We start from the raw sequence: 25,700 nt of genomic DNA, 5'->3' as shown, positions 1-25,700 counted from the left end.
CCGTGGGCGGGGACCATGGTGATGAATCTTTTCAAACGGATTCACCGCTAAGGCCCACCCCCATGTGCCCGGCAAGCGTGGACCCAAGTTCGTCAGGTCGGTGTTGACACCTGCACTCTCTGGCGTTGGCATCCAGGTCGAGTGTGCGGCTGGCGCAGGTATTTGGAGAGCCCACCCAGGCAAACGCCACGGATTCGGGATTTTGACTCACACCGCGCCGGGTGCTGGCGTAACCTGGAGGTCAGTGATTCCCCGGCTTTGTGAAATTTTCCAATTTGCCGTATTGAAAAATTCAGTGACTGCATGGTGAATCGCCGGCGAAATCGGAGGAACTTATTATTTCATCACTCCATTCGAGCTAGTCTTTATATTTTGTGTCATAATAGTCGAAGGCAAATTCATATCTAAATCAGATTTACTTTGTGGCCTTCGTTAATTTAGATGGGTTCAAATATCTTCATGACTTAAGTCGGTGGATGTAACAGGTTGTTCATGCAGATATTTTTCTTCGTCCTGTCGATGTTTTTGACCTTGACTTTCTTTGTATACGGATTTAATCATTATTATTTGCTATCCGCCACACGCAAGTATAAAAAGCCAATCCTGCCGGACATTTCAACGAATCGTCCAACCGTTTCAATTCATCTGCCGATTTACAATGAGAGATATGTGGTGAACCGGCTGGTTGCTGCCTGTGCCGTGATGGCTGAATCCTACGGAATGGATAAAGTGAATATCAAGATTCTTGATGATTCAAATGACGACACAATCCTTGAAATCGATAAAATTATCGAGGAATACAAACAAAAGCATATGAATATCGAGGTGCTGCGTCGCAAGAACAGGACTGGCTTTAAAGCCGGGGCTTTGCAGGCAGCCTTGGAACAAACCGAGGAAGAGTATATAGTCGTCTTTGATGCCGATTTCATTCCTGCGCCCGACTTTCTGCTGAGAACTCTACCGTATTTTATTCAAGATGAACACCTGGGGATCGTCCAAAGCCGATGGACGCATCTCAACCGCGACTACAACGCGCTGACTAAGGCGATAGCCATTGGCATTGATGTACATTTCCTGGTTGAACAAACAGGAAGGTTTGCTGCTGGAGTCTTCCAAACCTTCAACGGCAGTGGAGGCGTTTTACGTAAAAGCGTCATCCTTGAGGCAGGCGGGTGGCAATCAGACACCCTCGCTGAGGACCTTGACCTGAGTTATCGGATGCAAAATCACGGGTACAAGATCCTCTTCCTTAAGGATCTTCTGAGCCCAGGCGAAATCCCTCCTACAGTGCCAAGTTTTAAAAAACAACAAGGGCGTTGGGCGTGCGGGTCATTGCGAACCGCCAGGAAAGTTCTGCCAGGTGTCTTTAATAACCCTCAACTCGGCTTCAAACTCCGTCTCCAGGCATTTATTCATCTGACCGGTTACTTTTTGCATCCCTTGATGTTATTCTCCTTTTTATTACTATGTATGGTCACACTACTGGAAATTAAAAACGTCGGAATTTCGAACCCCAAGCCTATTCCACTGCCGGGTATCCTCCAGGGAATGTCTGGTCTTTCTGTAGCAGAAATCCTAAGGACTCTGGGTGGGGAAATTCTTTTACTGGGAATTGTCATTTGTACAATCGCCCCCTGGATATCAATGATCGTCTCTTTGAAATCGCAAAACCTGTCTGTGGCGCGGAATTTGGTTAGCCTATTGATCACGTTTTTGCTCGGGTTTGGGATCAGTTTGAGCAACACAATAGAAGCCGGTAAAGGGCTGCTTTCAAACCGGGTTTGGAATTTCACCCGGACTCCAAAATACGCCGATCTACAGAGAGATAAAAGTTGGAAAAAACAAAAATACCAGGTTCCTTTGGATTTCACCTGGGTTTTGGAATTCGCGTTGATTTGCCTGGGAGGAATTTCCATTGGCATAGGCGTTTTGAATCATTATTACGGCGCGCTAGCGATTCTAATCCCTCACACTGCTGCCTACTTATTCGTATTTTTGCTGACTGTTTTCCAAAGCCGGAAAGAAAAGGCAGCCTGATATGGCTTCGCATGGTTCGACGGTAAGCCCACTTCACCCCAAAAACCAATTCTTCCAAAGAGACCTGGGAATCCTGGTGTTGAGCATTGCCATACAAGTGGTTTTAGGTGTCCTGTTTGGGCATCTCTACGACATGCGTATCTTTATGGCCACAGGGTACCTGGTGGGGACAGGGCAAAACCCGTATATTTCTCAGGATCTCAGCGCTGTTTTTCACAATCTCACGTTTCAGAACATCACTACCGTGGGATATCCTCCCCCCTGGCCACTGGTATTGGGACTAATCTATCGGGTTGTATATACAGCCATTCCCAATTTTCTGGTCTACAATTTGGCGCTCAAGATACCCATTATTGCAGCCAACATCGGGTTGGCATACCTGGTATCTGGCGTAATCAGAAAGATCAATCCAAATTCCAAGGCTGCCCGAAAAGCCTGGCTTTTCATGTTGCTGAATCCATTCATGCTTTATGCCACAGCAGCCTGGGGGCAATTTGATTCGATCGTGGCGCTATTGGCCCTCTATTCGCTCGTCCTGTTTGATACGGGAAAAATCAAATTTTCAGCCATCCTTCTGGCAATGGCAATTTCTTTCAAACCGATTGCGCTCCCACTGGTGCTTATCCCCCTGTTCTATTTAAAACTCGACTCCATTCGGCAGACGTTGAATTATTATGGGGTCCTAATTATCAGCGGCGTCCTGTTTTGTATCGTCCCGTTTATTGTTTTCGGTTGGGATCCGAGCCCGATCCTCCAAAACTGGAATGCCCATGTCATCGTCGGTGGAGGAATGTCTTTCTTGGTGTTCCTTGAGCTCACCCGAAACTCGTATCAATTGGTCCCGGCATGGTGGTTTTTGGGGATGTTATGGATCCCTGCTCTGGCAGTTACTTCATTTTTTATCGGTAGAAGTACGGGTGGATTAAAGAACCTTCTCATAAAAAGTACTGCCCTGATCATGGTTCTCTTTCTCACACGGGCCTGGCTATCCGAGCCAAATATTATCCTGGTGCTGCCGTTCATTGTGATATTGACCTCCGTTGATGAATTTGACCGATTCACACTGGCAGCGATTTGGATCCTGCCGTTGGTTTTTAGTTTTTTCAACACTGCCTTTGCTCAACTGTTTTTTCCCAGCCTACCAGCGGTTATGGAAAAATTGGTTGCGCTGGCGGAGGAGTTTCGAAAGTTCAGGCTAATTTCGAAAATAATCATCGTCATTCCTTGGCAAATTGTGGGTTGGCGGGTCGTTTTCCGGTGTTTAATAAAGACACCTGCCAGCCATTCTGAAACATTGAACGTGGCATACTCAGGAGAGGGGGATCGTAATCAACGATGATCGAGATTCCGCTTTTCCAGGGATTTTCTTTGAAAATGAACGGCGTACCTCTCAATAGAAAAGAGTATCCAACGGCTTATCTGCAAAAGGGGTTGATATTACTTGACCATGGAATGGAGCTCGATGAAGAAGGAGTGGGGTTCGGAGTTCCTCTGCTTAAACGTGGATTGAACACCATATTTCCGGGGTCGGTGGAGCTTACCCTGCAGCAGGAGGAGTCGACTTACATCGTCTACGCTTACTTCAAGTTGAATCTGGTTGAAAAAATCTCGGCGGGACAAAACGAGTTGGTGGAGAACAGGTGGTTGTATGGCGTTAAGAATCTACTCGCTGCCACCATCCGCAGGCTGCCAATCTCGCGCGGTTTGTTGACCTTTACATCCAGTAAATTAAGGAAGATGTTCAACTGGGAGACCACTTATTCTTTTACGGATTTTTCAGAAATTGTGAAAATAGAATACAGAATCGAGTTCGGAACTGGAAAAGTGGCAATCAAAGTTGACGCCAGTAACTTGCGTCCGGAGGTGACGGAAGTGGTGGTGATGAATGAACAAGGCGCCCGAGCGTTCGATAGGTATACTGATACATCGGGGACAACGCTTGAGGGCGATGAGATTGGTTGTTGGGATGAGGTCAATGGCGAAAAGGCCTGGTTTACGAGCAGTAAACATAAAGTATCTTTCAAACTCGGGCAAATAAAAGGCGCCCGGCTTTTCCGGGGGAGAGAGTTGGTCGGCAATCGACTTGCATGGGCTGGCTTTGGTTATTCTTTTCCGTCATCCATTAAGTACATCCAATATGAAATTGAAATCGAAGAGACTCGATGACTTCCATATTACTCATCTATCCTTTTTTTATTCCCCGGCGCGACAGATCGGTTTTTAGGTTCCCTCCGCTCGGGGTCAGTTATATCGCTGCCGGCCTGAAAAGGGATGGGTATGAGGTCCATCTAATCGACTGCACATTCATGGAGAAGGAAGAGGCTCTCCAAAAAGCGTTGGCGGTTGATGTGGATGTTGTGGGAATTTACTGCATGACCAGCATGATGGAGGAGTGTCGGTGGTTCGCGAAGCATTTACGCGTTCACTGCCGATATTTGGTGGCGGGAGGTCCGCTACCTACCTGCAATCCCGATTCATTTCTGGAGGATTTTGACATCGTGGTCCGCGGTGAAGGTGAGCACACCATGTCTGAGCTGATGAGTGCCATAGAGGCGGGCTCCGACCTGAGGAATATCGCGGGGATCGTATATCGATCAGACCCTGAATGGCCGGCTAAAGGTGAGCTAATTCGCACTCCTGCAAGAAGTTTTATTAAGGATCTTGACCGGATCCCATTCCCTGCGCGCGAATTGCTGCCCAATGAAAGCTACATCTCCTATGGCAAGAAAAAATATGGATATTCGATCACCACAGTGATGAGCACCCGGGGGTGTCCGTTCAGGTGTGAGTTCTGCAGTAATGTCGTTTTTGGCGGCTCCTACAGGGAGCGCTCGCCTGAAAATGTTGTTGACGAAATTGAGGCTGCGCTGGCATTGGGGTACGACCGTATCTCATTTGCTGATGATGTTTTTACGATGAAGAAAGAGCGGACGATTTTAATCTGCCAGGAAATCAAAAAACGAGGCTTGCTTTTTAAATGGGAATGCCTGGGCAGAGTCGATGCAATCGATTATTCCATTGCGCTGGAAATGAAAGCGTCTGGCTGCACAAGGATCTATTTTGGCGTTGAATCCGGGGATGACCAGATGCTGGAATTGATGCACAAACAAATCACAAGCGCGCAGGCACGCAGGGCAGTGAATGACGCCCACCGGGCAGGTTTGCAGGTGGGGGCTTTCTTTATCCTTTGCTACCCGGGGGATACGGATGAGACCGTCCTCAAAACGTTGCGTTTTGCCACTAGTTTACCCATCGATTATCTTGGACTTAGTATGCCATATCCGCTCCCCGGAACGGGTCTATTTAACAGGGTCAAAAATCGAATCAACCGGGATTGGCACCAGGGTGAAAGTCCATTTTCAAGCCACGTGCTCATTTTTGATGCGGATTTTTCAGAAGCAAAGGTGTGGTTTGCGATCATGAAAGGGCATATGCAGTTTGAAATTAAGAAAAGAACTGGGAAATTTGCGCCTTTCTTTCTTCCGCTTTTCGAAAAACCAACTGATGTGCTCTTCAAGCTATTAAAATAGTGTTCTGTTGGCCCCCAGGGGGGTTATCTCTTTTTATACTTCTCTGCGAATGCCTGCATGGTCTGGTTGATACGCCGTTGCAGCCATTCAGAGTCAAATTCCGATTCATAAACAAAGGTGACTTCGTTTTCCACGTTCCAATCCTTATTCTTATCCAGTTTACTGACATGCTCATACAGTTGTGATCCAGGTAACGGGAAGGGAATATTAAAAGAGATAAGATTGATGGGGAGTTCAAGGGCATAACGAAATGTGTCTTCAATGGATGCGGTTGTTTCACCCGGATAACCGACGATGAAAAAAGCAGCAACTTCGATGCCTCCATTATGGAACAGGTGAACTGCATTTTGCCCTTCTTCGAGCGTGGTCTGTTTATTCATCAATTTGAGGGTGCCCTGGTTACCGGATTCCAAACCCAGGTAGACCCTGCGGCAGCCAGCATCTTTCATGATTCCCACTATTTCTTCATTGATACCTGTCACCCGCGATAAACAACTCCATTGCATCTGGCTTCCAATCATGCGCTTACAAAATTCTTTGAGGAAGCGTTGATCCAACGTGAAGTTATCATCGGCGATCCACAGGCTGTCATAGCCCAGGGATCGAATTTGCTCGATCTCGGCGAATACCTTATCCAGATTCCTGCGGCGAAACTGGTCGCCAAAAACAGGTCGCGAACAAAAATCACAATCGAAGGGACAACCAAATGTGGTCATGAGAGAAGTGGTTTTCGAGCCATCCTGCTGTTGCCAGACTTTTTGATACGCAGCATGGTCAAAGTCATCGCGGTAAGGGAGTGCAAAAGAGGCAAGTTCATTTTCATTGTGATGGACTACAGGATTATTAATCCGGAAATTCTCATTTTGGATGAAGAGTCCTGCATAAGTGTCAAGGGGAAGTTCGCCAAGTTGGTTTCTGATCAAGTGGAGATCAAAGTAATCCCTGCAAAAACTGGGGAAACTAATATCAACCTCCCCTCGAAAAACAACATCAAAGCAATCGCAATATTGTTCAGGGTAGAGCGTGGGTAGAGGCCCACCTGCAACCAGTAGACTTTCCGATAATTTCCTTCTCACCATTTCAGCAATCCGAAAAGCATTTCGGCTCAATGTCACCATAACGTAAATGCCGACAATATCCGGGTGGTAATCTTCGAGTTTCTTTTGAGTAATTTCGAAAGTCTCGAAGGTACAATCAAAAATCCTTGTTTCTATTCCGAGTCCATGAAGCTGACTGGCAAGATATGCCTCCCCGAGGGGTGGGAACAAGATTTCGTTCGCTGATCTTGTGCGGAAATAAGGATAAATCAAGGCTATTCGGGGCATCCGTGATTTCTCCATCGATCGGATTAAGGAGAATTTGACCTAAATACCAATCACAAAAGCTTCAATGTATACGGCTACGCCAAGTAAAGTTGCCAACATGTACAATGCGTAAGAAGTCCGCATAAACCACTTGTAATTTTTGAACCGCAATCTTTGGGGTACCAGTTGATTACCTCTCAAAACGACAAATATGCCCAGGACCAGACCGATCAAACCCACAAAAGCATGAACCGTTGTGACTCCATAAGAACCCTCAAAAAACTTGTCCGGAAGTCCGGGAAGTATATGGACAAAAAATGAATTAATCATCACGCCGAGAACAACTATGGCATTTATTATAGCGGCGACGGTTTGAACCCATCGGTGTGCCTCGACATGATTACGCCGGATTAATCCCCGACCAATGGTGAATAAGATTGCAGTCAGCAATATCAGGATGAGCGAAATATCGGATAATAAAAAAGCATGAGTCCCGAGAAACCCGGGGCGGTTAAGGAAATCAATCATTGATTCTCCTGATATTTTCGATATCCCATCAGATGGGTGGTCGTGTCTATTTATTGATTATAGAGAGAATGTTGATAATCTTCAAATATAAATTTGCCTTCAGCGCTTATGGTTTGTCACACAAAGGAGCAGGTTATATCCCAATTATTAATATTATTCGAAGAAACAGAGAATAAATCAAGATTCACTGCACAAATCCTATAGAACAGGACATTGTGGCACGGATGCAGGATCTTTGCTTATAACCCAGAGATCACGAAGTATTCGCCTGTGTAGTGGTTCCCGGGACTGGCCGTTCGGGCATGCGAATCCACCCCCCGCGACGAATAAAAACGGCCGAGAGGCCGTTTTTTACTTTGGGTGGTTCGAATCCCATCGATGTTTGATCCAATCCTCGCAACTGAGAACCACCTGATGGCGATCTTCTTTAGGATCGATCTTCCGCCAAAAATGCCAGGCACTCCTTGATGCAGCGATCGAAGATGGGCTTGTCCGACTCGATCTGATAATCGTGAGCGGACGCCCTGCCAACGTCCTCGAACAATAAATCGCTGTGTTTCACGCCGTTTTGATCCAACAGCCGGATCAGAGTCCGGCTTTCACCGATCAACGCATCCTTCACCGAATCCGAAACGAGACAGGGTGGAAAGCGAGGCGTGATGTTCTTCGTCGGCGCGAGCCGGTCCAGATCGGGAACCTGTTCGAGGTCGCGCGTCCCGAGGAGTGCCTGTACAAAATCCCGGATCAGCGGGAAGGAAGTGTTGAGGCTGGTGCGCAGATCGTAAGTGCCGCAAAACAAGATGCAGCCCCGGATCTCTTTCTCAGTAAAGGGCGCCGGTATCCGGTAGAAATCTTCCAGGTCCGGGTTTGTACAAACACAGGCAGCCAGCGCGGCCAGATGCGCTCCGGCGGAATCTCCGCCCAGAAACACTTCGGCAGGATTCGCGGCGTATCGCCGGGCATGCGACTTGACCCATGCCATGGCTGAAAGGACATCCGCCAACTGGGCCGGGTGCGAATAATCCGGTGCCAGGCGGTAGTTGACATTGAAGACCACGTAACCGCCAGCTGCGATGGCCTGGCAAAAGTGCCGGAATTGTCTCTTGTCGGCGATCGACCAGCCGCCGCCATGAATGTAGATCACGGCGGGTAGTGTTTCAGGATGTGAAACGGGCGAATAGACGTCCAGCTTATGCCAATCCAGGCCATCCTCGACATAGGCAACGTCCGGAACCGTCGCCACATTTTTTACGTCCGGCGTCCGGCCTACGATCTTTCCGTAGACCTGGTTGACCAATACCCGCAACAATGACAGCTTCAGATTGCGCATGACTCGTTCATCCCCAATCCGTTGGATAGAATTCTGGCACAATTGCTATCCGCTGTCATTATCGCTGTGAATGTAAATTCCAACAAGTGGGAAGGCCTGGTTCGGGCCGTTTTTCCGCATCCGGGCCACCGGTGGGTATCATCCTCCGCCATTGCTTTCGATAAAAAAGGATTCTCCCCCGAGATTTCGAATCAATATTCGAAAAACTCTTGACTTGGAGTTCACTCCAGGTGTTATTCTTTTTGACGAAGTTGAAAACAGATGTCTGGAGTTCCATTTTATCTTGAAGGATTTGCACATGAAGAACGTAATTTTGAATAACGGTGTTGAAATGCCGGTTCTGGGCTTCGGGGTCTACCAAATCACGGATGCCACAGAATGTGAACAGGCGGTTTATGATGCGTTGATGGCAGGTTATCGCTCGATCGATACCGCTGCAGCCTATCTCAACGAAGAAGCGGTCGGCCGCGCCATCCGGCGCAGCGGCATTCCGCGCGAAGAATTGTTCATAACCACAAAGCTTTGGATTCAGGATGCAGGGTATGAAAATACCCGGAAAGCCTTTGGTAAATCTCTGGAGCGATTGCAGCTTGATTATCTTGACCTGTACCTCATTCACCAGCCTTTCGGCGATTATTACGGTTCGTGGCGCGCAATGGAAGAACTAAACCGCGCGGGGAAAATCCGCGCGATTGGCGTGAGTAACTTCCCACCGGACCGCCTGGTCGATTTGATCCTGCACAACGCGATCGTTCCGGCTGTCAATCAGGTCGAAACCAATCCGTTCTGCCAGCAGGTCGAAAGCGTCCGATGGATGAAAGAATACGGTGTGCAGATCGAGTCATGGGCACCCTTCGCCGAGGGCCGAAACAACCTGTTCCAGAATGAAACCCTGCTTTCCCTGGCTGCCAAACACAACCGTTCGGTCGCGCAAATCATCCTGCGCTGGTTGATTCAGCGGGATGTCGTTGCCATTCCAAAATCAGTCCGCAAAGAGCGGATCGTCGAAAATTTCGACATCTTCGATTTTGAACTGGGCGGTGAAGACATGCAAAAGATCGCAACATTGGATACGAAGGAAAGCAGCTTTTTCTCTCATCGAGACCCGGAGACCGTCAAGAGGGTCAGCGGCGTGAAATTGGATATTTAGGAAACACGGAGAATAAACGATGAATCAGTCGAATGAACTCCATGAAAGCATTATCTTCCCGAAAGGGGCCAAAGCCGATCAAGACCACTTTGTGGGCGCTGCCTGGGCCGAGACCTTGATTTCGGACGCCGGCACCTTCAATTGCATGGTTTGGAACGTGACCTTCGAGCCGGGGGCCCGAAACAACTGGCACAGGCATCCGGGCGGCCAGATTCTGCTGGTGACCGGGGGCAGGGGCTATTACCAGGGGGAAGGCCAGCCGGCCAGAGAACTGCACGCGGGGGACGTGGTGAAAATCCAACCGGATGTGAAACACTGGCACGGAGCGGCCCCGGATAGCTGGTTTACGCACCTGGCCATCGGCACCAATCCGCTAAAAGGCGGCGCTGAATGGCTGGAGCCCCTTCCCGATGCTGATTATAGGAACTTGAAATAAAACGGACCGTTTGTCTGTTTGGAAAAAATGGTGAATCGAAATGAACTCAGAGAAATCAAAAATTCTCATCGCTTATTTTTCACACTCCGGCAATACGCGGACCATCGCGGAGGAAATTCGCAAGAACGTTGGCGGCGATCTGTTCGAAATCGCGACCATCGATCCGTATGCGCGGGATTACAACACGGTTGTCGATGTAGCCAGGCGGGAACAGACCGCCAACCGCCGTCCAGAGTTGACCGCAAAAGTGGAAAACCTGGTTGCTTATGATGTGATTTTCCTCGGTTTCCCGAATTGGTGGGGAACCATGCCGATGGCCGTTTTCACCTTTTTGGGGCAATCTGATTTTTCCGGCAAGAGGATCCTGCCGTTCTGCACACATGAAGGCAGCGGCATGGGACGCAGCGAGAGTGACATCCAGAAGCTCTGCCCGGGGGCAACGGTCCTGAAAGGCTTCGCCGTACGCGGCTCTCACGTCCATGCCGCCCGGGTGGAGATTGCCGATTGGCTGCGCCAGACGGGGATGGGCGGTTGACCCCTCCGGTTGGGAAAGGAAGGGGCGAATCTGTGCGTCCACCCATCCTTGAACGATCCATTTTCCGGGAAACCCTTGACCTGGAGTTCACTCCAGGTAGTAAGCTTGGTTAAGAAACAATAAACCAGAGGATTAAAATGAGCAAGAAAGTATTGGTATTATCCGCCAGCCCCAGAAAGGGTGGCAACTCCGATTTGTTATGCGACCAGTTTATCAAAGGCGCGCAGGAAGCCGGAAACCCGGCCGAAAAGATTTTCGTGCGCGACCAAAAGATCAGCCCATGCATTGCCTGTGAGGCCTGTTATAAGAATCATGCGTGTGTGCTGAAAGACGATATGGCCGGAATCCTGGAGAAGATGATCGCGGCGGATGTCATCGTCATGGCGACGCCGGTGTACTTCTACACCATGAACGCGCAGATGAAGATGCTGATCGACCGGACGGTTCCGCGCTACACGGAGATCAAAGACAAAGAATTCTATTTCATTGCCACGGCCGCGGATGGTGAGCAGCAGGCATTGGTACGCACGATCGACGGTTTGCGCGGTTTCACCGATTGCCTGGGCGGTGCGGTCGAAAAAGGCGTCATCTATGGGAGCGGCGCGTGGAAAAAGGGTGAAATCAAAGGGAGCCCTGCCATGCAGCAGGCTTACGAAATGGGCAAAAACGTCTAAACAGTCCACAACCCTTGACCTGGAGTCCACTCCATGTGCTAGACTGTTGGATAGAGGTGAGCTGTGAAAATCGCAGAAGTCAGTGAAAAATATGGCATTTCCACGGATACGTTGCGTTATTACGAACGGGTCGGGCTGATTCCAACCGTCAACCGAAATGAAAGCGGCATCCGGGAATACCGTGAAAACGATTTGACCTGGGTGAGTTTTATCAAGTGCATGCGAAGCGCGGGGCTTCCGATCGAAGCATTGATCGAGTATGTCGGCCTGGTTCAACAGGGCGACCCGACCATCGCAGCCAGAAAAGATATCCTGAACGAGCAGCGCGATCTGCTCGTGACCAGAATGCAGGAAATGCAAAAAACGCTGGACATTTTGAACCACAAGATCAGCGTGTACGAGGATATTATTCTGAAAAAAGAGAAGAAAATGATTTCGAAAGAAAGCGCCGATGAGTAAGAATATCTCCCGTCGGGAAGCAATCCGCTGGATGGCCATGACAGCGGCTGCCTTTCTGGCTGCCTGTCAGAAAGTTACCGGATTGCCCGGGGGTGTCGCCCGGACCGCAACGCCATCGCCAACTGCCACGCAGCTTCCGGATCCCACGACAACCCCGCCAACCCAAATTCCTCAAGAAACCAAACCAACCATGGAAAGTCAGAGCATGTCAATAGTTTTTATGACGAAAAGCATCAGCGCGGACGGACTGATGAAGATCTACGCAACTCTGGGCCGCAAGCCCGAAGGAAAAGTTGCCGTCAAGATTTCCAGCGGTGAACCGGGCGGACATTATTATCTATCGCCCGATTTGATCGCGCCGCTGGTGAGCGAAGTGAATGGCACGATCGTGGAATGCAATACTGCTTACGGCGGCGGGCGCGCCGACACGACGTCGCATCTGCGCGTGATGGAAGAGCACGGCTTCACGGCTATAGCATCGGTCGACATCATGGATGCAGAAGGAACCCTGAATCTTCCGATCGCCGGCGGCCGCCACCTCAAGGAAGATGTGGTTGGTTCGCATTTTGCCAACTATGATTCCGTGGTCAACCTGGCGCACTTCAAAGGCCATGCCATGGGCGGTTTCGGCGGCGTCATCAAGAATATGTCCATCGGGATTGCCTCGTCGATGGGGAAGAGCCTCATCCACAGCGCCGGCAAAGAAACAACCGGATACGGCCTCAACACCCCTCAGGATGACTTTCTGGAATCCATGGCGGAAGCCGCCAAGGGCGTGGCCGATTCCAAGGGCGGAAACATCCTGTACATCGACGTGATGAACCATCTTTCGGTGGACTGTGATTGTGACAGCCATCCGGCCGATCCGACGATGAAGGATATCGGCATCCTGGCTTCGCTGGATCCGGTCGCACTGGATCAGGCCTGCGTGGACCTGGTCTATGCGGCTCCGGATGGCAAGGATTTGATCGAGCGCATGGAATCTCGCCACGCGATCCATACCCTGGAACACGCCGAAGAGATCGGCCTGGGAAGCCGCAAGTACGAGCGGATCGATATCGATTGAACGATCCGGAATAAACCTCGCCCAATGGAAGCCCGATGACCGCATTGTGATCGATCAGCTCCATCGAAGATTAATCCATACACAGACCGGCACCCCGATGAACCGAAAAATCGGACTGGTCTCGAGCTTTAGCAACGCGTGCAGGATTGGGTACAGAAAGGAGAAAGAACAATGGAATACATTCGATTGGGATCCACCGGTTTGAAAGTATCGCGCATTTGCCTGGGTTGCATGAGCTACGGGCGGTCGACCGATCGCTGGCCGTGGGCTTTGGATGAAGAGGCCAGCCGCCCGTTTATCCGGCGCGCGCTGGAACTGGGCATCAACTTCTTCGACATTGCCGATATTTATTCGCACGGGGCGAGCGAAGAGGTGGTGGGTAAAGCCCTGCGGGACTTTGCCTCCAGGGATGAAGTGGTGATCACCACCAAGGTTTTTATGGATATGGGACCCGGGCCGAACGAGCGTGGACTTTCCCGCAAACATATCCTCAGCGCGATCGATGCCAGCCTCAAACGTCTGGGCACGGATTACGTCGATCTGTACCAGATCCACCGCTGGGACTATGAAACCCCGATCGAAGAAACCCTGGAAGCCCTGAACGATGTGGTCCGGGCCGGCAAGGCCCGTTATATCGGCGCGTCGTCGATGTACGCCTGGCAGTTTGCCAAAGCCCTGTACACGGCGGATCTGCACGGTTGGACGCGCTTCGTCTCCATGCAACCCCATTACAACCTGGCTTACCGGGAGGAGGAACGCGAAATGCTGCCGCTTTGCCAGGACCAGAAGATCGGTGTGATTCCCTGGTCGCCGCTGGCGCGCGGTCTGCTTACCCGCAAGCCGTCGAAGGAAAGGAATGAAACGCTGCGCTCGCAGACGGATGCCTTTGGCAAGAATATGTACTCGGATGAGGATTTGAAAACCGCGCAGCGCGTCAGCGATGTGGCGGAGGCCCGCGGGATACCGATGGCGCAGGTGGCCCTGGCCTGGATGCTCACCAAGCCGGTGATCACTGCCCCCATCGTTGGGGCGACCAAGCCGCATCACCTGGAGGACGCCGTGGCGTCCCTTGCTGTCCAACTCATCCCGGATGAGATCCGGCATCTGGAAGAAGCCTACCAGCCCCACCCGGTGCTCGGTTTTTCGTAATTCGCCCAACCAGACGGCGTTTTTTCGATGAGCCTCGGATGCCCGGATCATACTTGGTATGAGAAGGGCATCCGCGGTATTGGATGGGGGTGATCGATCGAACTTGTTTTCTTCTCGGTGGATTGATAACCGACGGATGGTAAAACCTCAATAATAAGAAATTTCCCGACCCCGATTCGCCTTCTCGAAGTCGTTTCTTTTGTATAATTCAAGTAAGCCGCCTCGGGTCGGTCAATGAATGTCTCCCATTTATCATCAGGGTAAACCGACAATCGGCGTGTTGGCCGGTTGGCAATTTTACAATATCGCGACAAGCCTGAATTACCTGATGCCGGTTTACAAGGGCATCATCCGGGCAGCCCAGGAACGGGATTGCAATTTGCTGCTGGGCTGCGGCATCGGGATCGGCGCCGGGCCGGTCGAACCGAACCGTCCGGCCTGGCCGGCCAACACGCCCGACGACGATTTCGTGCCGATCGGGCCGTGGAACACGGATGGCCTGATCATCTTCACGCCCTTACATTCCGAGCTGCGCTCGGCTTACGTGCAGGGCCTGCTGGGGCAGGGTTTCCCGGTGTTGTTCATCGGATCGGGCGAGCAAGGGCCGACCCTGGCTGCCGATAACGCCGGAGGAGTGCGCGAGGCGATCCGCCACCTGGTTAATCACGGCCACAGCCAGATTGGTTTCATCGCCGGAAGCCGGGATGATCTGGCCGGGGATACCGGCGAGCGTTTCAATGCCTTCCGCGAGACGTTGGAAGAACACAACCTGGCGTGGGATCCGCGCCGCATGGCTTACGGCGGGCATGTTTACGACGGCGGATATGCCGCCGTTCAACAATTCCTGAAGTCCGGCGTTCCATTTTCGGCGTTGCTGGCCAGCAACGACGAAATGGCGTTGGGCGCCATGCAAGCCTTGAAGGAAGCCGGACGAGAAATTCCACGCGATGTGGCCGTCATCGGCTTCGATAACCGTCTCGAGGACGCCGCCCAAAGGCCGTCCTTGAGCAGCGTGCATATCCCGTTGCACACCATGGGAAAACGCGCCCTGGAATTGCTCTTCGGGCGTATCACGAGCCAGAAGGAACTTCCCGTGAACACCCGGGTGGAGACCCACCTGATTGCCCGCGAATCCTGCGGTTGTGGTGGAACCCACACACCGGACAGCTATCCGGAGGTCGCGTCGGGCGCGCAGGCGGACATCGCCGGGATTTCTGCGACGGTTCTGCGCCAGACCCAAAACCTGGAGCCGGACGATTGCCGCGCCTTCTGCGAGCGCCTGTTGGACGCCTTTTCGTCCGGCGCGGAGACCGGCGATATCGCATCTTTCGAGAAGACGCTGGAAGATGTGCTGCAGCGCTCGACCGGTGAAGAAGATGACGCGCACATCTGGCAGGATGCCATGACTCTGATGAACGCGGAATATCAACGCACCCCGGGGATCAGCCAAGCCGCGCTCGTTCGGGCTGATGAACTGCTGGATCGGGCGCGGCTGGCCATCAGCTCGCACATGCAGCGCCAGCATCGCCAGTACATCTCCAGCCTCGGTTGGATCTCCAATCGCCTCAGCCTTTTGACCGCCGCCTTGCTGACCGCGCTGGATGAAGACCAGATCTATGCGGTATTGCGGCAGCATTTGCCGACCATGGATATTCACGACGCGTCGATCGCGTTGTATGAATCGGGTGAGGACGATCCGACCGTCTGGAGCCGGATGCGGAATGTCTTCGCGCCGGAGGATGCGCCGCTGCGTTTTCGCAGCCAGCATTTTCCGCCGCGCGAACTTGTGGCCAGGGGGCAATCTTTTCAATTGACGCTGGTACCATTGGCGCACCGCAGCGGCCCGCCCGGCTATGTCGTCTTCAACAGCGACCATATCAATCTGTACGGCGCCATCGTACAGCAGATCGGCGGGGCGCTCAATACAGCCCGCCTGTACCGCGAAGCCACCGAAGGCCGCCGGCTGGCTGAAGAAGCCAACCGCATGAAGAGCCGTTTATTATCCGTCATCGGGCATGAACTGCGCACACCCCTGAACCTGATCGTGGGCCTGAGCGAAATCATTCTGAAGACCAGCGATGAAGATGAAACGGTGCTGCCGGAAACCACTCAAAAGGACATCGAGCGCATCCACACCTATTCGCAGCACCTGGGCGGTTTGATCGGCGACGTGCTCGACCTGGCGACCAGCGACGCCGGACAACTGCGCCTGAATAATGATTTTGTCGAACTGGGACAGGCGTTGCATGTCATCGCTGAGAGCGGCCGCCAGTTGGCCGCCGATAAAGGGTTGACCTGGGAGGCCGAGTTGCCGGAAAACGGCCCCTGGATCTGGGGGGACCGCACCCGGCTGCGTCAGGTCGCCCTTAATTTGATCAACAATGCGGTGAAATTCACCGAACACGGCAGCGTGAGTCTGCGAATGGAAACCCACCCGGAGTCGGTCACCGTGCTGGTCAGCGATACCGGGCTGGGCATTTCAGCCGCGGACCAGCACGTCATTTTCGATGAATTTCGCCAATCCGATCACAGCGTGGCGTTGGGCTACGGCGGGCTGGGATTGGGTCTGGCGATCAGCAAACGATTGGTGGAGTTACACGGCGGCGTGATCGGCGTTCGCTCCAGCGGCATCCCCGGCGCCGGCTCGACCTTCTTTTTCACGCTGCCGACCGTTCCCGCGCCGGTCGAGGGCGGCAATTCGTTGGCCGGCCTGCCCGAGGCGGCGCACTCGGTGTTGGTCCTCACGGATGCATTCTCCACCAACGAGTTGCTGGTGAAATGTTTACACCAACGTGGTTTTCAAGTCCAGGTCCAGGCTGTGAACGATGCGGACGGCTGGAATCCGGGTACGTCCAATCCGGCTCTCGGCGCGGTTCTGGTGGATGCCAACCTGGCCGCCGGTTCGAGTTGGAAGGCATTGCAGGTTTTCAAGAATTCTCCGCAGTCGCGCGATGTTCCGGTGCTCTTCTTTAAATCTTCAACCGAAAACAGCGCCCTGCTCGAATTGAACTATTTGACCAAACCCATCGAATTAGGCGAGCTGACCCGGGCATTGGATCAGCAGTTGTCGCTCAACAACGGCGAGCGTCCAACGCGCGCCATTCTGGTTGTGGACGACGAACCCAACACCCTGGATCTGAACGCGCGCATCGTGCAGTCGCATTCGGCCGCCAATCACGTGCTTAAGGCGCGCAACGGCCGCGAGGCGCTGGAAATTCTGGAGCGCGAGGCCATCGATCTGGTGCTTCTGGATCTGCAGATGCCGGAGATGGACGGTTTCGGCGTGTTGGATCGCATGCGTGAAAACGAGAACTTGAGCCGGATTCCGGTGATCGTGGTAACCGGCAAGGTGCTGACCGAGGAAGAAATGGCCCGTTTGAACCGCGGCGTGGCGACCATTCTGGAGAAGGGATTATTCAGCCTGGATGAAACCGTCGAGCACATCAACGCCGCGTTGGAACGGAAACGACGCCTGAGCGGCGAGGCGCAGCGTCTGGTGCGCAAGGCGATGGCTTACATTCACGAGCATTCCGCCGAAAGCATTTCGCGCCCCGAGATCGCCCAGCATGTGAGCATATCGGAAGACCACCTGACCTTTTGCTTTCGCCAGGAACTGGGGACGACACCGATCGAATATTTGCAGCGCTACCGCGTGCAACAAGCGCGCCTGTTGTTGAAGAATACCGAACGCAGCATCAGCGAGATCGCCCTGGACGTTGGTTTTTCCGACAGCGGCTATTTCAGCCGCATCTTTCGGCGTATCAGCGGCATGTCACCGGAGACTTTCCGCCGCTCGGCGTAGAAGAAAGACGACCACGGAAGACAGTATGCCCGCCAGGGTCATTAATTTGTTTTGAACCGGACAGCCTCCAGCGAGAAAGATTGCCGGTAACCATCCTAGTCACACCCGTTGTTTATAAATCCGCATCGCAACAAGATAAGCCACCAGGGTAATCCCGAGGCACCAGGCAAGGGCGATCCATATTTCATTGCCCACCGGCTGGTTCGACAGCAGCGCGCGGATGGCGTTCACGATCGAGGTCACCGGTTGGTTTTCGGCAAAGGCGCGCACGCCCGCCGGCATCGACCCGGTCGGCACGAAAGCCGAGCTGATAAATGGCAGGAAGATGATCGGGTAGGAAAAGGCGCCCGCGCCATCCACCGATTTGGCGGATAGTCCAGCGATCGCCGCCACCCAGGTGAGGGCCAGCGTAAAAAATGCCAGGATGCCGGCGACGGCCAGCCACGCCAGCACCCCCGCCGGTGAACGAAAGCCCATGATCAACGCCACAAGGATGATGACGACAACCGAAATCGCGTTGGAGACCAGCGAGGTTAACACATGCCCCCACAACACCGTTGAACGCGCGATCGGCATGGAGTGGAAACGCTCGAACAACCCCTGTTGCACATCGATAAACAGGCGGTAAGCCGTGTAGGCGATGCCGCTTGCAATGGCAATCAGCAGGATTCCAGGCAACAGGTAATTCACATAGTGATCCGTGCCGGTTTGAATTGCACCGCCGAATACGTAGACGAACAGCAGCATCATCGCAATCGGCGTGATGGTCACCGTGATGATGGTGTCCAGGCTGCGAAAAACATGGCGCATGGATCGTCCAAGCATCACGCTCATATCGCTAAAAAAGTGATTCTTCACTGCTCCCATTTAGTTTTCCTCTTTCCTGCTGACGATCGAAAGGAAGATCTCCTCCAATGTCGGTTGCTTCTCAACGTATTCAACCTTCGCGGGCGGGAACAGTTGCTTCAACTCCGCCAGCGTGCCGTTGGCGATGATCCGGCCTTCGTGCAGAATGGCAATCCGGTCGGCAAGCTGTTCGGCCTCATCCAAATACTGCGTGGTCAAAAACACCGTCGTCCCGCCGTCAGCAAGTTCTTTGACAATCTTCCAGACCTCGATGCGCGCTTCGGGATCCAGCCCGGTGGTTGGCTCGTCGAGGAAAATGAGCTGCGGTTTTCCCACCAGGCTCATGGCGAGGTCCAATCTGCGGCGCATGCCGCCCGAATAGGTGGATACCTTGCGGTCGGCGGCATCGTTCAGACCGAAGCGCTTGAGCACTTCCGCGGCCACCTGTCGTGGGTTGATTAAGTGCCGGAGACTGGCAATCATGACCAGGTTTTCGCGTCCCGTCAGGATTTCGTCCACGGCTGCGAATTGCCCGGTCAGGCTGATTGACTGCCGCACGGCGTCGGGTTTTGAGGTGACGTCGAATCCGTTGACGCTGGCCGTGCCAGAGTCCTGTCGCAGCAGCGTGGTGAGGATTTTGACGATCGTCGTCTTGCCCGCGCCATTTGAACCCAACAGGGCGAAGATGGTGCCCTTTTCCACCAGGATGTCCACGCCTTTGAGGACGTGAAGTTGCTTGAAGGACTTTTGCAGTCCCTGGGTTTGAATCGCTATGTTTTGCATCTGCGCTACTCCCTAAATAACGGTAACCCCGGTTAAATCGACTCCCAGACCCTTGAGCGCGGCATAAGTCAATTTATCCATCCTCGCGCCTTCAAACCGGATGGTTTTCAGGGCACGGTAGAATTTATTCGTCAAGACAAATCCCGGCAGGAAGGACACGTTTTTCAATGTCGCACCCTTAAACGTGGCTTCATTCAACGCCGACTTGTTGAACTTGACCCCGATAAAGGTCAGCCCATCAAGGCATACCCCGCGCAAATCGGAATTCGTAAAGTCCACCCCGGTAAAGACGCAATTTTCGAAGGTGGTTTCCCGGAGGTCGGCCGCGTTCATCTTTGCATCGATCAGTTTTACATCGGTGAATTTTGTGCCGGTCAGCCCCATCGCGTTGAAACTGGTGCGCACCAGGATGGTTTTATTGAAGCTTGCACCGGTAAAGTCACTGGCATACAGTGTGCAGTCCGTCAGGTTTGCGCCATCAAAGTTGGCCTGGCGCACATCGCTGCTTGAAAAAGAACTGCCGGTCAGGTTGGCGCCCTTGAAGTTGGCTTCGCGAACGTCGCTGGCCGAAAACGAACTGCCGGTCAGATCTGCGCTTGAAAAATCGGAGCCGCGTAACGCGCTCGCGTCAAATTTTCCATGATGCGCGGTGATGCCTGCGAAATCACTGCCCGGCAGGTTGCTGGCGCTGAAGTTGGTCAGCACCTGACGTTCCAGCGAACGGGAGAGGTTGACCACCTCCCGTACCGTTTCTTCAATGTCACCGATACTGTCGATGGTCATCGCGTATGCCGTTTCATCGTCCTTGCCCTCGGCTTTGAGTTCGCGGAAGCGCTCCTGCAAATCGTTCAGCAGGTCGGCCTTCAGGTCATCCACACTTTTCAACCCATCATACGGTGCAAAAACGCCGTTCAAGTAGTCGCTAAGTTTTTCGTTCATAATCGGATCTCCTTTACAATAAGTTGCCCAGTACGCGTTTGGCGTACTCCCAGTTGCCCTTGTTGCGGGCATAAGTGGCTTTACCCTTTTCGGTGATCCTGAAATATTTGCGCCTTCCGCCCTGGGTTTCATCGCCCCAGTACCACTCGATATCACCGTCCTCCTCAAGCCGCCGCACGCTGGAATACATCGTGGCTTCTTTCAGTTCATACTCGCCGCCCGAGCGTTCGGCGATCAGCTTGACGATCTCGTAACCGTAGCGATCCGCTTCGGAGAGGAGCCGCAGGATCATCGTATCGGTATGCCCGCGCAGCAGATCGGATGTGATTTTGTTGTCACTCATAGGATCACCTCGATATTGGTATTATAAAACATATTACTATGTCTGTCAAGGTACTTTTATTGTTTTTGTACTTTGATTGAAAAGAGCGTGGTTTGAGGAGGCTAGTGCAGCCTGTGCCCTGAAAGGCAATTTGGTAAGGGCGGAGCATGTCGTTTCCGGGCAAGGCTCTCTTGATTTTTCCTGCCTCACCCCTGCCGGCGGATGGGCTGCCAATGACGCAGAAAACGATTACGGCGTTATAACGACTGGACCGTGCAGCTCTGCCCGGCTGCTATGAATCCTCCACCTTCCGCACGGATTCCTCCATGCGCACGGCGGGGTGGTTTCCTATAATAGATATGAAATTAAAGCGGTTCCAAATTACTGCATGAGAACTGCGCGGCAAGCCGCAAGGAACCCTGGCTATTTCTCTCCCCTGTTCGTAAGCACGCATAACGGTTCGAAAGGAGAAAGATTGATCGAAATTTCTCTCGGATCCCCTTCCACTTCCACGCATTCGCAATCCGTGATGCGTACCTTCTAATTCACCCGGTTCGATTTTCAAGAGGAGCAAAGAAGATGAGAAAGTCGATTTTGTTCGTCATGGCCATTTTGGTCGTCCTGAGCATGGCCTTAACGGCCTGCTCGACCCCCGCCGCGACCGCCACCCAGGCGCCTGCGGCTGACAGCACTTCCGGCGCCCCCGAGGCCACTCAGGCGCCCGCAGCCACTCAGGCTCCGGCGGCCTCCACCGAAAAAGTGACCCTGCGCGTGCTGGTCCACCAGAATCCGCCCATGGTCACTTTCATGGAAGATTTCAACGCTAAATTCCAGGAAAAGTATCCGAACGTGACCGTGGATATGGCGGTCGTGAACGCCAACGACCTGAGCACCGTCACCCAGACCCGCCTGACCGCCAACGACATCGATGTGATCGATATCTTCGGTTTCGCCAACGGCGCGCAGTCCTACATGAAAAACGTGGATGCCCCCAACTGGCAGCAGTTGATCGATGCTGGTTTGCTGATGGACATCACCGACCAACCCTTCACCAAGAACTACGACGAAGCCACCCTCAAGGACGCCGGCAGCTACAACGGCAAGGTCTATGAGGTCAACCTCGGGCGCGTTTCCTACAGCGGCATCTTCTACAACAAAGACCTGTTCACCGCCAACAAACTGGCCGTCCCGACCACCTGGAGTGAACTCGTGACCGCCTGCAAGACCTTCGTTGCCGCGGGCACCCCCTGCATGACCGCCGGCGGTAAAGACGGTTGGCCCATCTTTGTGGGCGCCTACGGTTTGCTCGGCGCGACCTACCCCGATCAGGCTGCCCTGGTGGAAGGCCTGTGGACCGGCACGATCAAGTGGAACGATGAGAAGTCGCTGGGTATGTGGGAAAAGATGCAGATCTACGCCCGCGATATGATGGAACAGGGCGCTTCCGGCGTGGCCGGCGATGCGGCTCCTGGCCGCTTTGCTTCGGGCGCCGTGGCCATGTTCCCCGGCGGCACCTGGTATGCTTCCGCCATCGAAGCTGCTGAACCGGCTTTTGATTGGGGTTACATCCCCTTCCCGGGTTCCGACAACGCCGATGATAACAAGTACCTGTTCGGCAAGTACGACCAGGGCTGGGCGATTGCCGCCAAGACCCCCAACAAGGAAGCTGCCATCAACTACCTGACCGAGTTCTCGGCTCCTGAGAATTACCAGGCTTTCGCCAATGCCGTGGGCTTCATCCCCACCCAGCCGACCGCCAAGCTCGACACCAAGATCGGCGGTGAAGTGGCCCCCTACCTGGCCAACTTCCGCGTGGGCTACGAACAGTACTGGGTTGCTCCCAAGGGCGCCGGTCAGTTCGCCAACCCGTATGCTTCCTACTTCAAGCCGTTCGGCACCTACGATGATCCCAAGACCCTTGCCGATAAAGTCCAGGCCGACTTGCAGGCTGGCCTCGACGCTATAAAATAGTACCTATCGTGCAGTCAGGCTTCCCACTGCCCAGTGGGAGGCCTGACTTATGGATGCCAGGGAGGAGGGTCCGTATGAATTACCACTTTGGTCGGGGTTGGTCCAGGTTGACCCCCTATCTGATGTTGCTACCAGGGATCGCTTTCTACTTCTTGATCTCGTTGGGGCCGTCGCTGGCAACATCCGTCTACTCATTGACCGATGCCACCGGTCTAAAAGGTGCGGCCGTACATTGGCTTGGCCTGGCCAACTACAAGGAATTCCTGATGATGGGGCAGGCCTCGAAAGATAACATGGCCGCGCTGGGCCGCACGCTGATCTTTTGCTTTTTCGTAACCACCCTTCAGTTTGGGCTGGGCCTGGCGACCGCGGTCATCCTGAACAACCCGCGTATCCGGCTCCGCAATTTCTTCCGCACGTTGTATTTCATGCCGGTCATCCTGGGCGCGGTCATCCAGGGCATGATCTGGTCGCTGTTTCTGTATCCGATGGGCGGGCCGGTCGCGAAGCTACTCGCGCTGTTTGGCGCGCATTCCGAATTCTTTGGCGGCTTACCATCCGAGGCCTTCGCCTGGGTGATCGTGGTGCAAATCTGGGCCAACATGGGCGTCACCATGGTGATCTTCCTGGCCGGGTTGCAGACCATTCCTTCTGAGCTGTACGAGGCGGCGCGCATCGACGGCGCCAACACCTGGCAGGTATTTAGCAACGTCACCTGGCCGCTGCTGACCCCCAGCGTTAACACCAACCTGCTGCTGAATATCATCGGCAGCCTGCAGGCCTGGCAGTTATTCCTGGTTTTGCTGGGTTACCGCAACGGAACGCAGGTGCTGGGCTATCTGATCTACGCCACCGGTTTCGGCCAGACCTCCGGCAGCGTCACCTCCAGCTTCCGCCAGGGTTACGCCGCGGCGGCTTCGATGATCCTGTTCGCGTTGGTGCTGGTGATTGGCATGCTGACGCAGACTCTGCTGCGCCGCAGGGAAGAAAGGATTATGGGATGAGCGCGATAACCCCTTCGAAATCCATGTCTCGCAAGCCCGTCGATTGGGGCCTCATCGGATCCTATTTCTTCCTGTTCCTGCTGGCGCTGGCTTATCTGGGCCCGCTGCTCATGCTGGTGAACACCTCGCTGAAGACCATGCCGTCCTTCATGAAAGACGCCACCAACCTGGCAACGGAACTGCACTTCAAGAATTTTGTGGATGCTTGGAACAAGGCCAATTTCGCCAAATATCTGGTGAACACCATCCTGTACACCTTCTCAGCCACCGCCATTTACATCGCGGCCGCTGTTTTCGTGGCCTTTCCAATTGCGCGCGGTTACGTCAAGCACGCCAACTGGCTGCTCACCCTGTTCGTCATCGCCCTGTTCCTGCCGCCGGCCCTCATTCCGCAGTTCCAGCTCATTCTCAACATCGGCCTGTACAACAATCCGATTGGCTACATCCTGTTATTCCTGGTCAACCCGATGGGCATCATCATCCTGGTGAACTACATCAAGACCCTGCCGCGCGAACTGGATGAAGCCGCGGCGTTGGAAGGATGCAGTTATTTTCGCTTTGTGTGGGCGATCGTCCTGCCGCTGATCCGGCCGGCCATTGCCACCGTGATCGTGCTGCACGCCATCGGCATCTGGAACGAGATCATCGCGCCGACGATCTATCTGACCAACAAGAATTATTATCCCATCACGCGCGGATTGATTGTCTTCCAGGGCGTCTATGGCAGCAACTGGCCCACCCTGGCGGCGGCCGTGTTGATGCTGACCTTCCCAATGCTGATCCTGTTCGTGTTCTTACAGCGCTACATCATCTCCGGCCTCACGGCTGGAGCGGTCAAAGGCTAGAAATCCGGATAACAAAGGGTCTCCCCGGTCCGCTCCAATGGAACGATCCCGGGAGGCCCCCAGCTCCGTTCAACCGATTCGAATTCTTTTCGTGAGGAGATTGCCATGCCCCACCGTCTATTCGTTCGCCAGTTCACCAGAGTCACGCTCGTCCTTGTTTTGGTCAGTCTGCTGGCCGCCTGCGCCGGGACCGCGACCGTGTCAAAGATCACCCCTCCGCCGGGCTATCGCCTGCTGTGGAGCGATGAGTTCGACGGCAAGGAGATCGATACGCAAAACTGGACCTACGATCTCGGCGCCGGGGGATGGGGCAATGGCGAAGCGGAATATTATACCGGCCGCTCTGAAAACGCGCGCCTCGAGAATGGCATGCTGGTCATCGAGGCGCGCCAGGAAAAGTATGAAGGCTCCTATTACACTTCGGCGCGCCTGAAGACGAAGGGACTGCAAAATTTCCAGTACGGGCGGATCGAAGCGCGCCTCAAGGTGCCGGCGGGAAAGGGAATGTGGCCGGCCTTCTGGATGCTGGGCTCGACTTTCGATGGCTCCAACTGGCCGGATTGCGGCGAGATTGACATCATGGAATACATCGGTAAGGAGCCGGATTTGATCATGGGCACCGCCCACGGACCGGGTTATTCCGGCGCGCTGGGTATCTCCATGTGGAACCGGCAAACGTTTGATATCGCGGACGACTTTCATACCTACGCCATCGAATGGCAGGAAGGGCAAATCGACTGGTATTTCGACGGCCAGTTGTACCACACCGTCAAGCGCGCCGACGTGGGCGACCGCGAATGGGTCTTCGACCAGCCTTTTTTCATCATCCTCAACCTGGCGGTCGGTGGGCAGTTGCCCGGACCGATCGGCCTGGATGTGACTTTCCCCAGGCAGTACCTGGTGGACTATGTGCGCGTTTTCGAAAAGGCGCAGTGAGCCAACCGCCTTTAAGATCTTATTCATTGGCTTTTTATTACTGAGGGATATGGA

Annotated in this window: 23 protein-coding genes; 16 read left to right on the top strand and 7 right to left on the bottom strand. The window is 53.5% G+C overall.

The window, feature by feature from the left end; genetic code table 11:
- Window positions 1–492: 492 nt before the first annotated feature.
- Genes LARV_RS18000 through LARV_RS17985 form a run of 4 tightly spaced genes read left to right on the top strand, consistent with a single transcriptional unit; the run spans window position 493 to window position 5,567 of the window.
- Window positions 493–2,037 carry a glycosyltransferase gene (locus tag LARV_RS18000; RefSeq protein ID WP_152031843.1) on the top strand — a complete coding sequence of 515 codons (1,545 nt, stop codon included), beginning with the start codon at window positions 493–495 and terminating at the stop codon, window positions 2,035–2,037.
- A 1-nt stretch (window position 2,038) separates the two neighbouring features.
- A complete protein-coding gene (locus LARV_RS17995; protein ID WP_075074942.1) occupies window positions 2,039–3,376 on the top strand; it encodes a hypothetical protein in 1,338 nt (445 codons plus the stop codon).
- Complete coding sequence (locus LARV_RS17990; RefSeq protein WP_075074941.1) at window positions 3,373–4,203, top strand: hypothetical protein; 831 nt, start codon at window positions 3,373–3,375, stop codon at window positions 4,201–4,203. The genes LARV_RS17995 and LARV_RS17990 overlap by 4 nt, the downstream gene beginning before the upstream one ends.
- Window positions 4,200–5,567 (top strand): B12-binding domain-containing radical SAM protein, encoded by a 1,368-nt coding sequence (locus tag LARV_RS17985; RefSeq protein ID WP_075074940.1) that lies wholly within the window; start codon window positions 4,200–4,202, stop codon window positions 5,565–5,567. The genes LARV_RS17990 and LARV_RS17985 overlap by 4 nt, the downstream gene beginning before the upstream one ends.
- A gap of 23 nt (window positions 5,568–5,590) precedes the next feature.
- Here the strand turns inward: LARV_RS17985 and LARV_RS17980 are convergent, their stop codons facing one another.
- From LARV_RS17980 to LARV_RS17970, 3 genes are all read right to left on the bottom strand, one after another.
- Entirely contained in the window at window positions 5,591–6,892 is a 1,302-nt protein-coding gene (locus LARV_RS17980; RefSeq protein ID WP_075074939.1) for a B12-binding domain-containing radical SAM protein, read from the bottom strand.
- A 39-nt stretch (window positions 6,893–6,931) separates the two neighbouring features.
- On the bottom strand, window positions 6,932–7,399 hold the full coding sequence (locus LARV_RS17975) for a DUF420 domain-containing protein (protein WP_075074938.1): 468 nt from the start codon (window positions 7,397–7,399) through the stop codon (window positions 6,932–6,934).
- 427 nt (window positions 7,400–7,826) lie between these two features.
- Complete coding sequence (locus LARV_RS17970; protein WP_075074937.1) at window positions 7,827–8,729, bottom strand: alpha/beta hydrolase; 903 nt, start codon at window positions 8,727–8,729, stop codon at window positions 7,827–7,829.
- A 298-nt stretch (window positions 8,730–9,027) separates the two neighbouring features.
- Here LARV_RS17970 and LARV_RS17965 point away from each other — a divergent pair, with 298 nt between their 5' ends.
- The 8 genes from LARV_RS17965 (at window position 9,028) to LARV_RS20740 (ending at window position 18,000) form a co-directional block, all read left to right on the top strand.
- On the top strand, window positions 9,028–9,879 hold the full coding sequence (locus LARV_RS17965) for an aldo/keto reductase (RefSeq protein WP_075074936.1): 852 nt from the start codon (window positions 9,028–9,030) through the stop codon (window positions 9,877–9,879).
- A gap of 19 nt (window positions 9,880–9,898) precedes the next feature.
- Window positions 9,899–10,315 (top strand): cupin domain-containing protein, encoded by a 417-nt coding sequence (locus LARV_RS17960; RefSeq protein ID WP_075074935.1) that lies wholly within the window; start codon window positions 9,899–9,901, stop codon window positions 10,313–10,315.
- A gap of 40 nt (window positions 10,316–10,355) precedes the next feature.
- Entirely contained in the window at window positions 10,356–10,850 is a 495-nt protein-coding gene (locus LARV_RS17955; protein WP_075074934.1) for a flavodoxin, read from the top strand.
- A gap of 137 nt (window positions 10,851–10,987) precedes the next feature.
- Window positions 10,988–11,524 carry a flavodoxin family protein gene (locus LARV_RS17950; protein ID WP_075074933.1) on the top strand — a complete coding sequence of 179 codons (537 nt, stop codon included), beginning with the start codon at window positions 10,988–10,990 and terminating at the stop codon, window positions 11,522–11,524.
- 63 nt (window positions 11,525–11,587) lie between these two features.
- Window positions 11,588–11,983, top strand: coding sequence for a MerR family transcriptional regulator (locus LARV_RS17945; RefSeq protein WP_075074932.1), 396 nt, complete (start codon window positions 11,588–11,590; stop codon window positions 11,981–11,983).
- A gap of 190 nt (window positions 11,984–12,173) precedes the next feature.
- Window positions 12,174–13,049: a DUF362 domain-containing protein gene (locus LARV_RS17940; RefSeq protein ID WP_075075301.1), complete on the top strand. Its 876-nt coding sequence runs from the start codon at window positions 12,174–12,176 to the stop codon at window positions 13,047–13,049.
- Between the two features lie 171 nt (window positions 13,050–13,220).
- Window positions 13,221–14,198 carry an aldo/keto reductase gene (locus tag LARV_RS17935; protein ID WP_075074931.1) on the top strand — a complete coding sequence of 326 codons (978 nt, stop codon included), beginning with the start codon at window positions 13,221–13,223 and terminating at the stop codon, window positions 14,196–14,198.
- A gap of 238 nt (window positions 14,199–14,436) precedes the next feature.
- The gene (locus LARV_RS20740) at window positions 14,437–18,000 is read left to right on the top strand and encodes a substrate-binding domain-containing protein (protein WP_075074930.1); all 3,564 of its coding nucleotides are present in this window, start codon (window positions 14,437–14,439) and stop codon (window positions 17,998–18,000) included.
- A gap of 99 nt (window positions 18,001–18,099) precedes the next feature.
- On the opposite strand, the gene LARV_RS17925 is transcribed toward LARV_RS20740, so the two are convergent.
- Genes LARV_RS17925 through LARV_RS17910 form a run of 4 tightly spaced genes read right to left on the bottom strand, consistent with a single transcriptional unit; the run spans window position 18,100 to window position 20,911 of the window.
- Window positions 18,100–18,867 carry an ABC transporter permease gene (locus LARV_RS17925; RefSeq protein ID WP_075074929.1) on the bottom strand — a complete coding sequence of 256 codons (768 nt, stop codon included), beginning with the start codon at window positions 18,865–18,867 and terminating at the stop codon, window positions 18,100–18,102.
- Window positions 18,868–19,629 (bottom strand): ABC transporter ATP-binding protein, encoded by a 762-nt coding sequence (locus tag LARV_RS17920; RefSeq protein WP_075074928.1) that lies wholly within the window; start codon window positions 19,627–19,629, stop codon window positions 18,868–18,870. It lies immediately after the preceding gene.
- Window positions 19,630–19,641: 12 nt separating this feature from the next.
- A complete protein-coding gene (locus tag LARV_RS17915) occupies window positions 19,642–20,568 on the bottom strand; it encodes a pentapeptide repeat-containing protein (RefSeq protein ID WP_075074927.1) in 927 nt (308 codons plus the stop codon).
- 13 nt (window positions 20,569–20,581) lie between these two features.
- A complete protein-coding gene (locus LARV_RS17910; protein ID WP_075074926.1) occupies window positions 20,582–20,911 on the bottom strand; it encodes a PadR family transcriptional regulator in 330 nt (109 codons plus the stop codon).
- Window positions 20,912–21,469: 558 nt separating this feature from the next.
- Here LARV_RS17910 and LARV_RS17905 point away from each other — a divergent pair.
- The 4 genes from LARV_RS17905 (at window position 21,470) to LARV_RS17890 (ending at window position 25,646) form a co-directional block, all read left to right on the top strand.
- Entirely contained in the window at window positions 21,470–22,861 is a 1,392-nt protein-coding gene (locus LARV_RS17905; RefSeq protein ID WP_075074925.1) for an ABC transporter substrate-binding protein, read from the top strand.
- Window positions 22,862–22,935: 74 nt separating this feature from the next.
- The gene (locus tag LARV_RS17900) at window positions 22,936–23,865 is read left to right on the top strand and encodes a carbohydrate ABC transporter permease (RefSeq protein ID WP_075074924.1); all 930 of its coding nucleotides are present in this window, start codon (window positions 22,936–22,938) and stop codon (window positions 23,863–23,865) included.
- A complete protein-coding gene (locus tag LARV_RS17895; protein ID WP_083522686.1) occupies window positions 23,862–24,710 on the top strand; it encodes a carbohydrate ABC transporter permease in 849 nt (282 codons plus the stop codon). The genes LARV_RS17900 and LARV_RS17895 overlap by 4 nt, the downstream gene beginning before the upstream one ends.
- A 105-nt stretch (window positions 24,711–24,815) precedes the next feature.
- Window positions 24,816–25,646 carry a glycoside hydrolase family 16 protein gene (locus tag LARV_RS17890; protein ID WP_075074923.1) on the top strand — a complete coding sequence of 277 codons (831 nt, stop codon included), beginning with the start codon at window positions 24,816–24,818 and terminating at the stop codon, window positions 25,644–25,646.
- Window positions 25,647–25,700 lie beyond the last annotated feature (54 nt).

Origin of the sequence: Longilinea arvoryzae (assembly GCF_001050235.1) — a bacterium.
Taxonomy (GTDB): domain Bacteria; phylum Chloroflexota; class Anaerolineae; order Anaerolineales; family Anaerolineaceae; genus Longilinea; species Longilinea arvoryzae.
The sequence above is the reverse complement of the archived record's forward strand: the minus strand, read 5'-3'. Positions and strand labels throughout refer to the sequence as shown.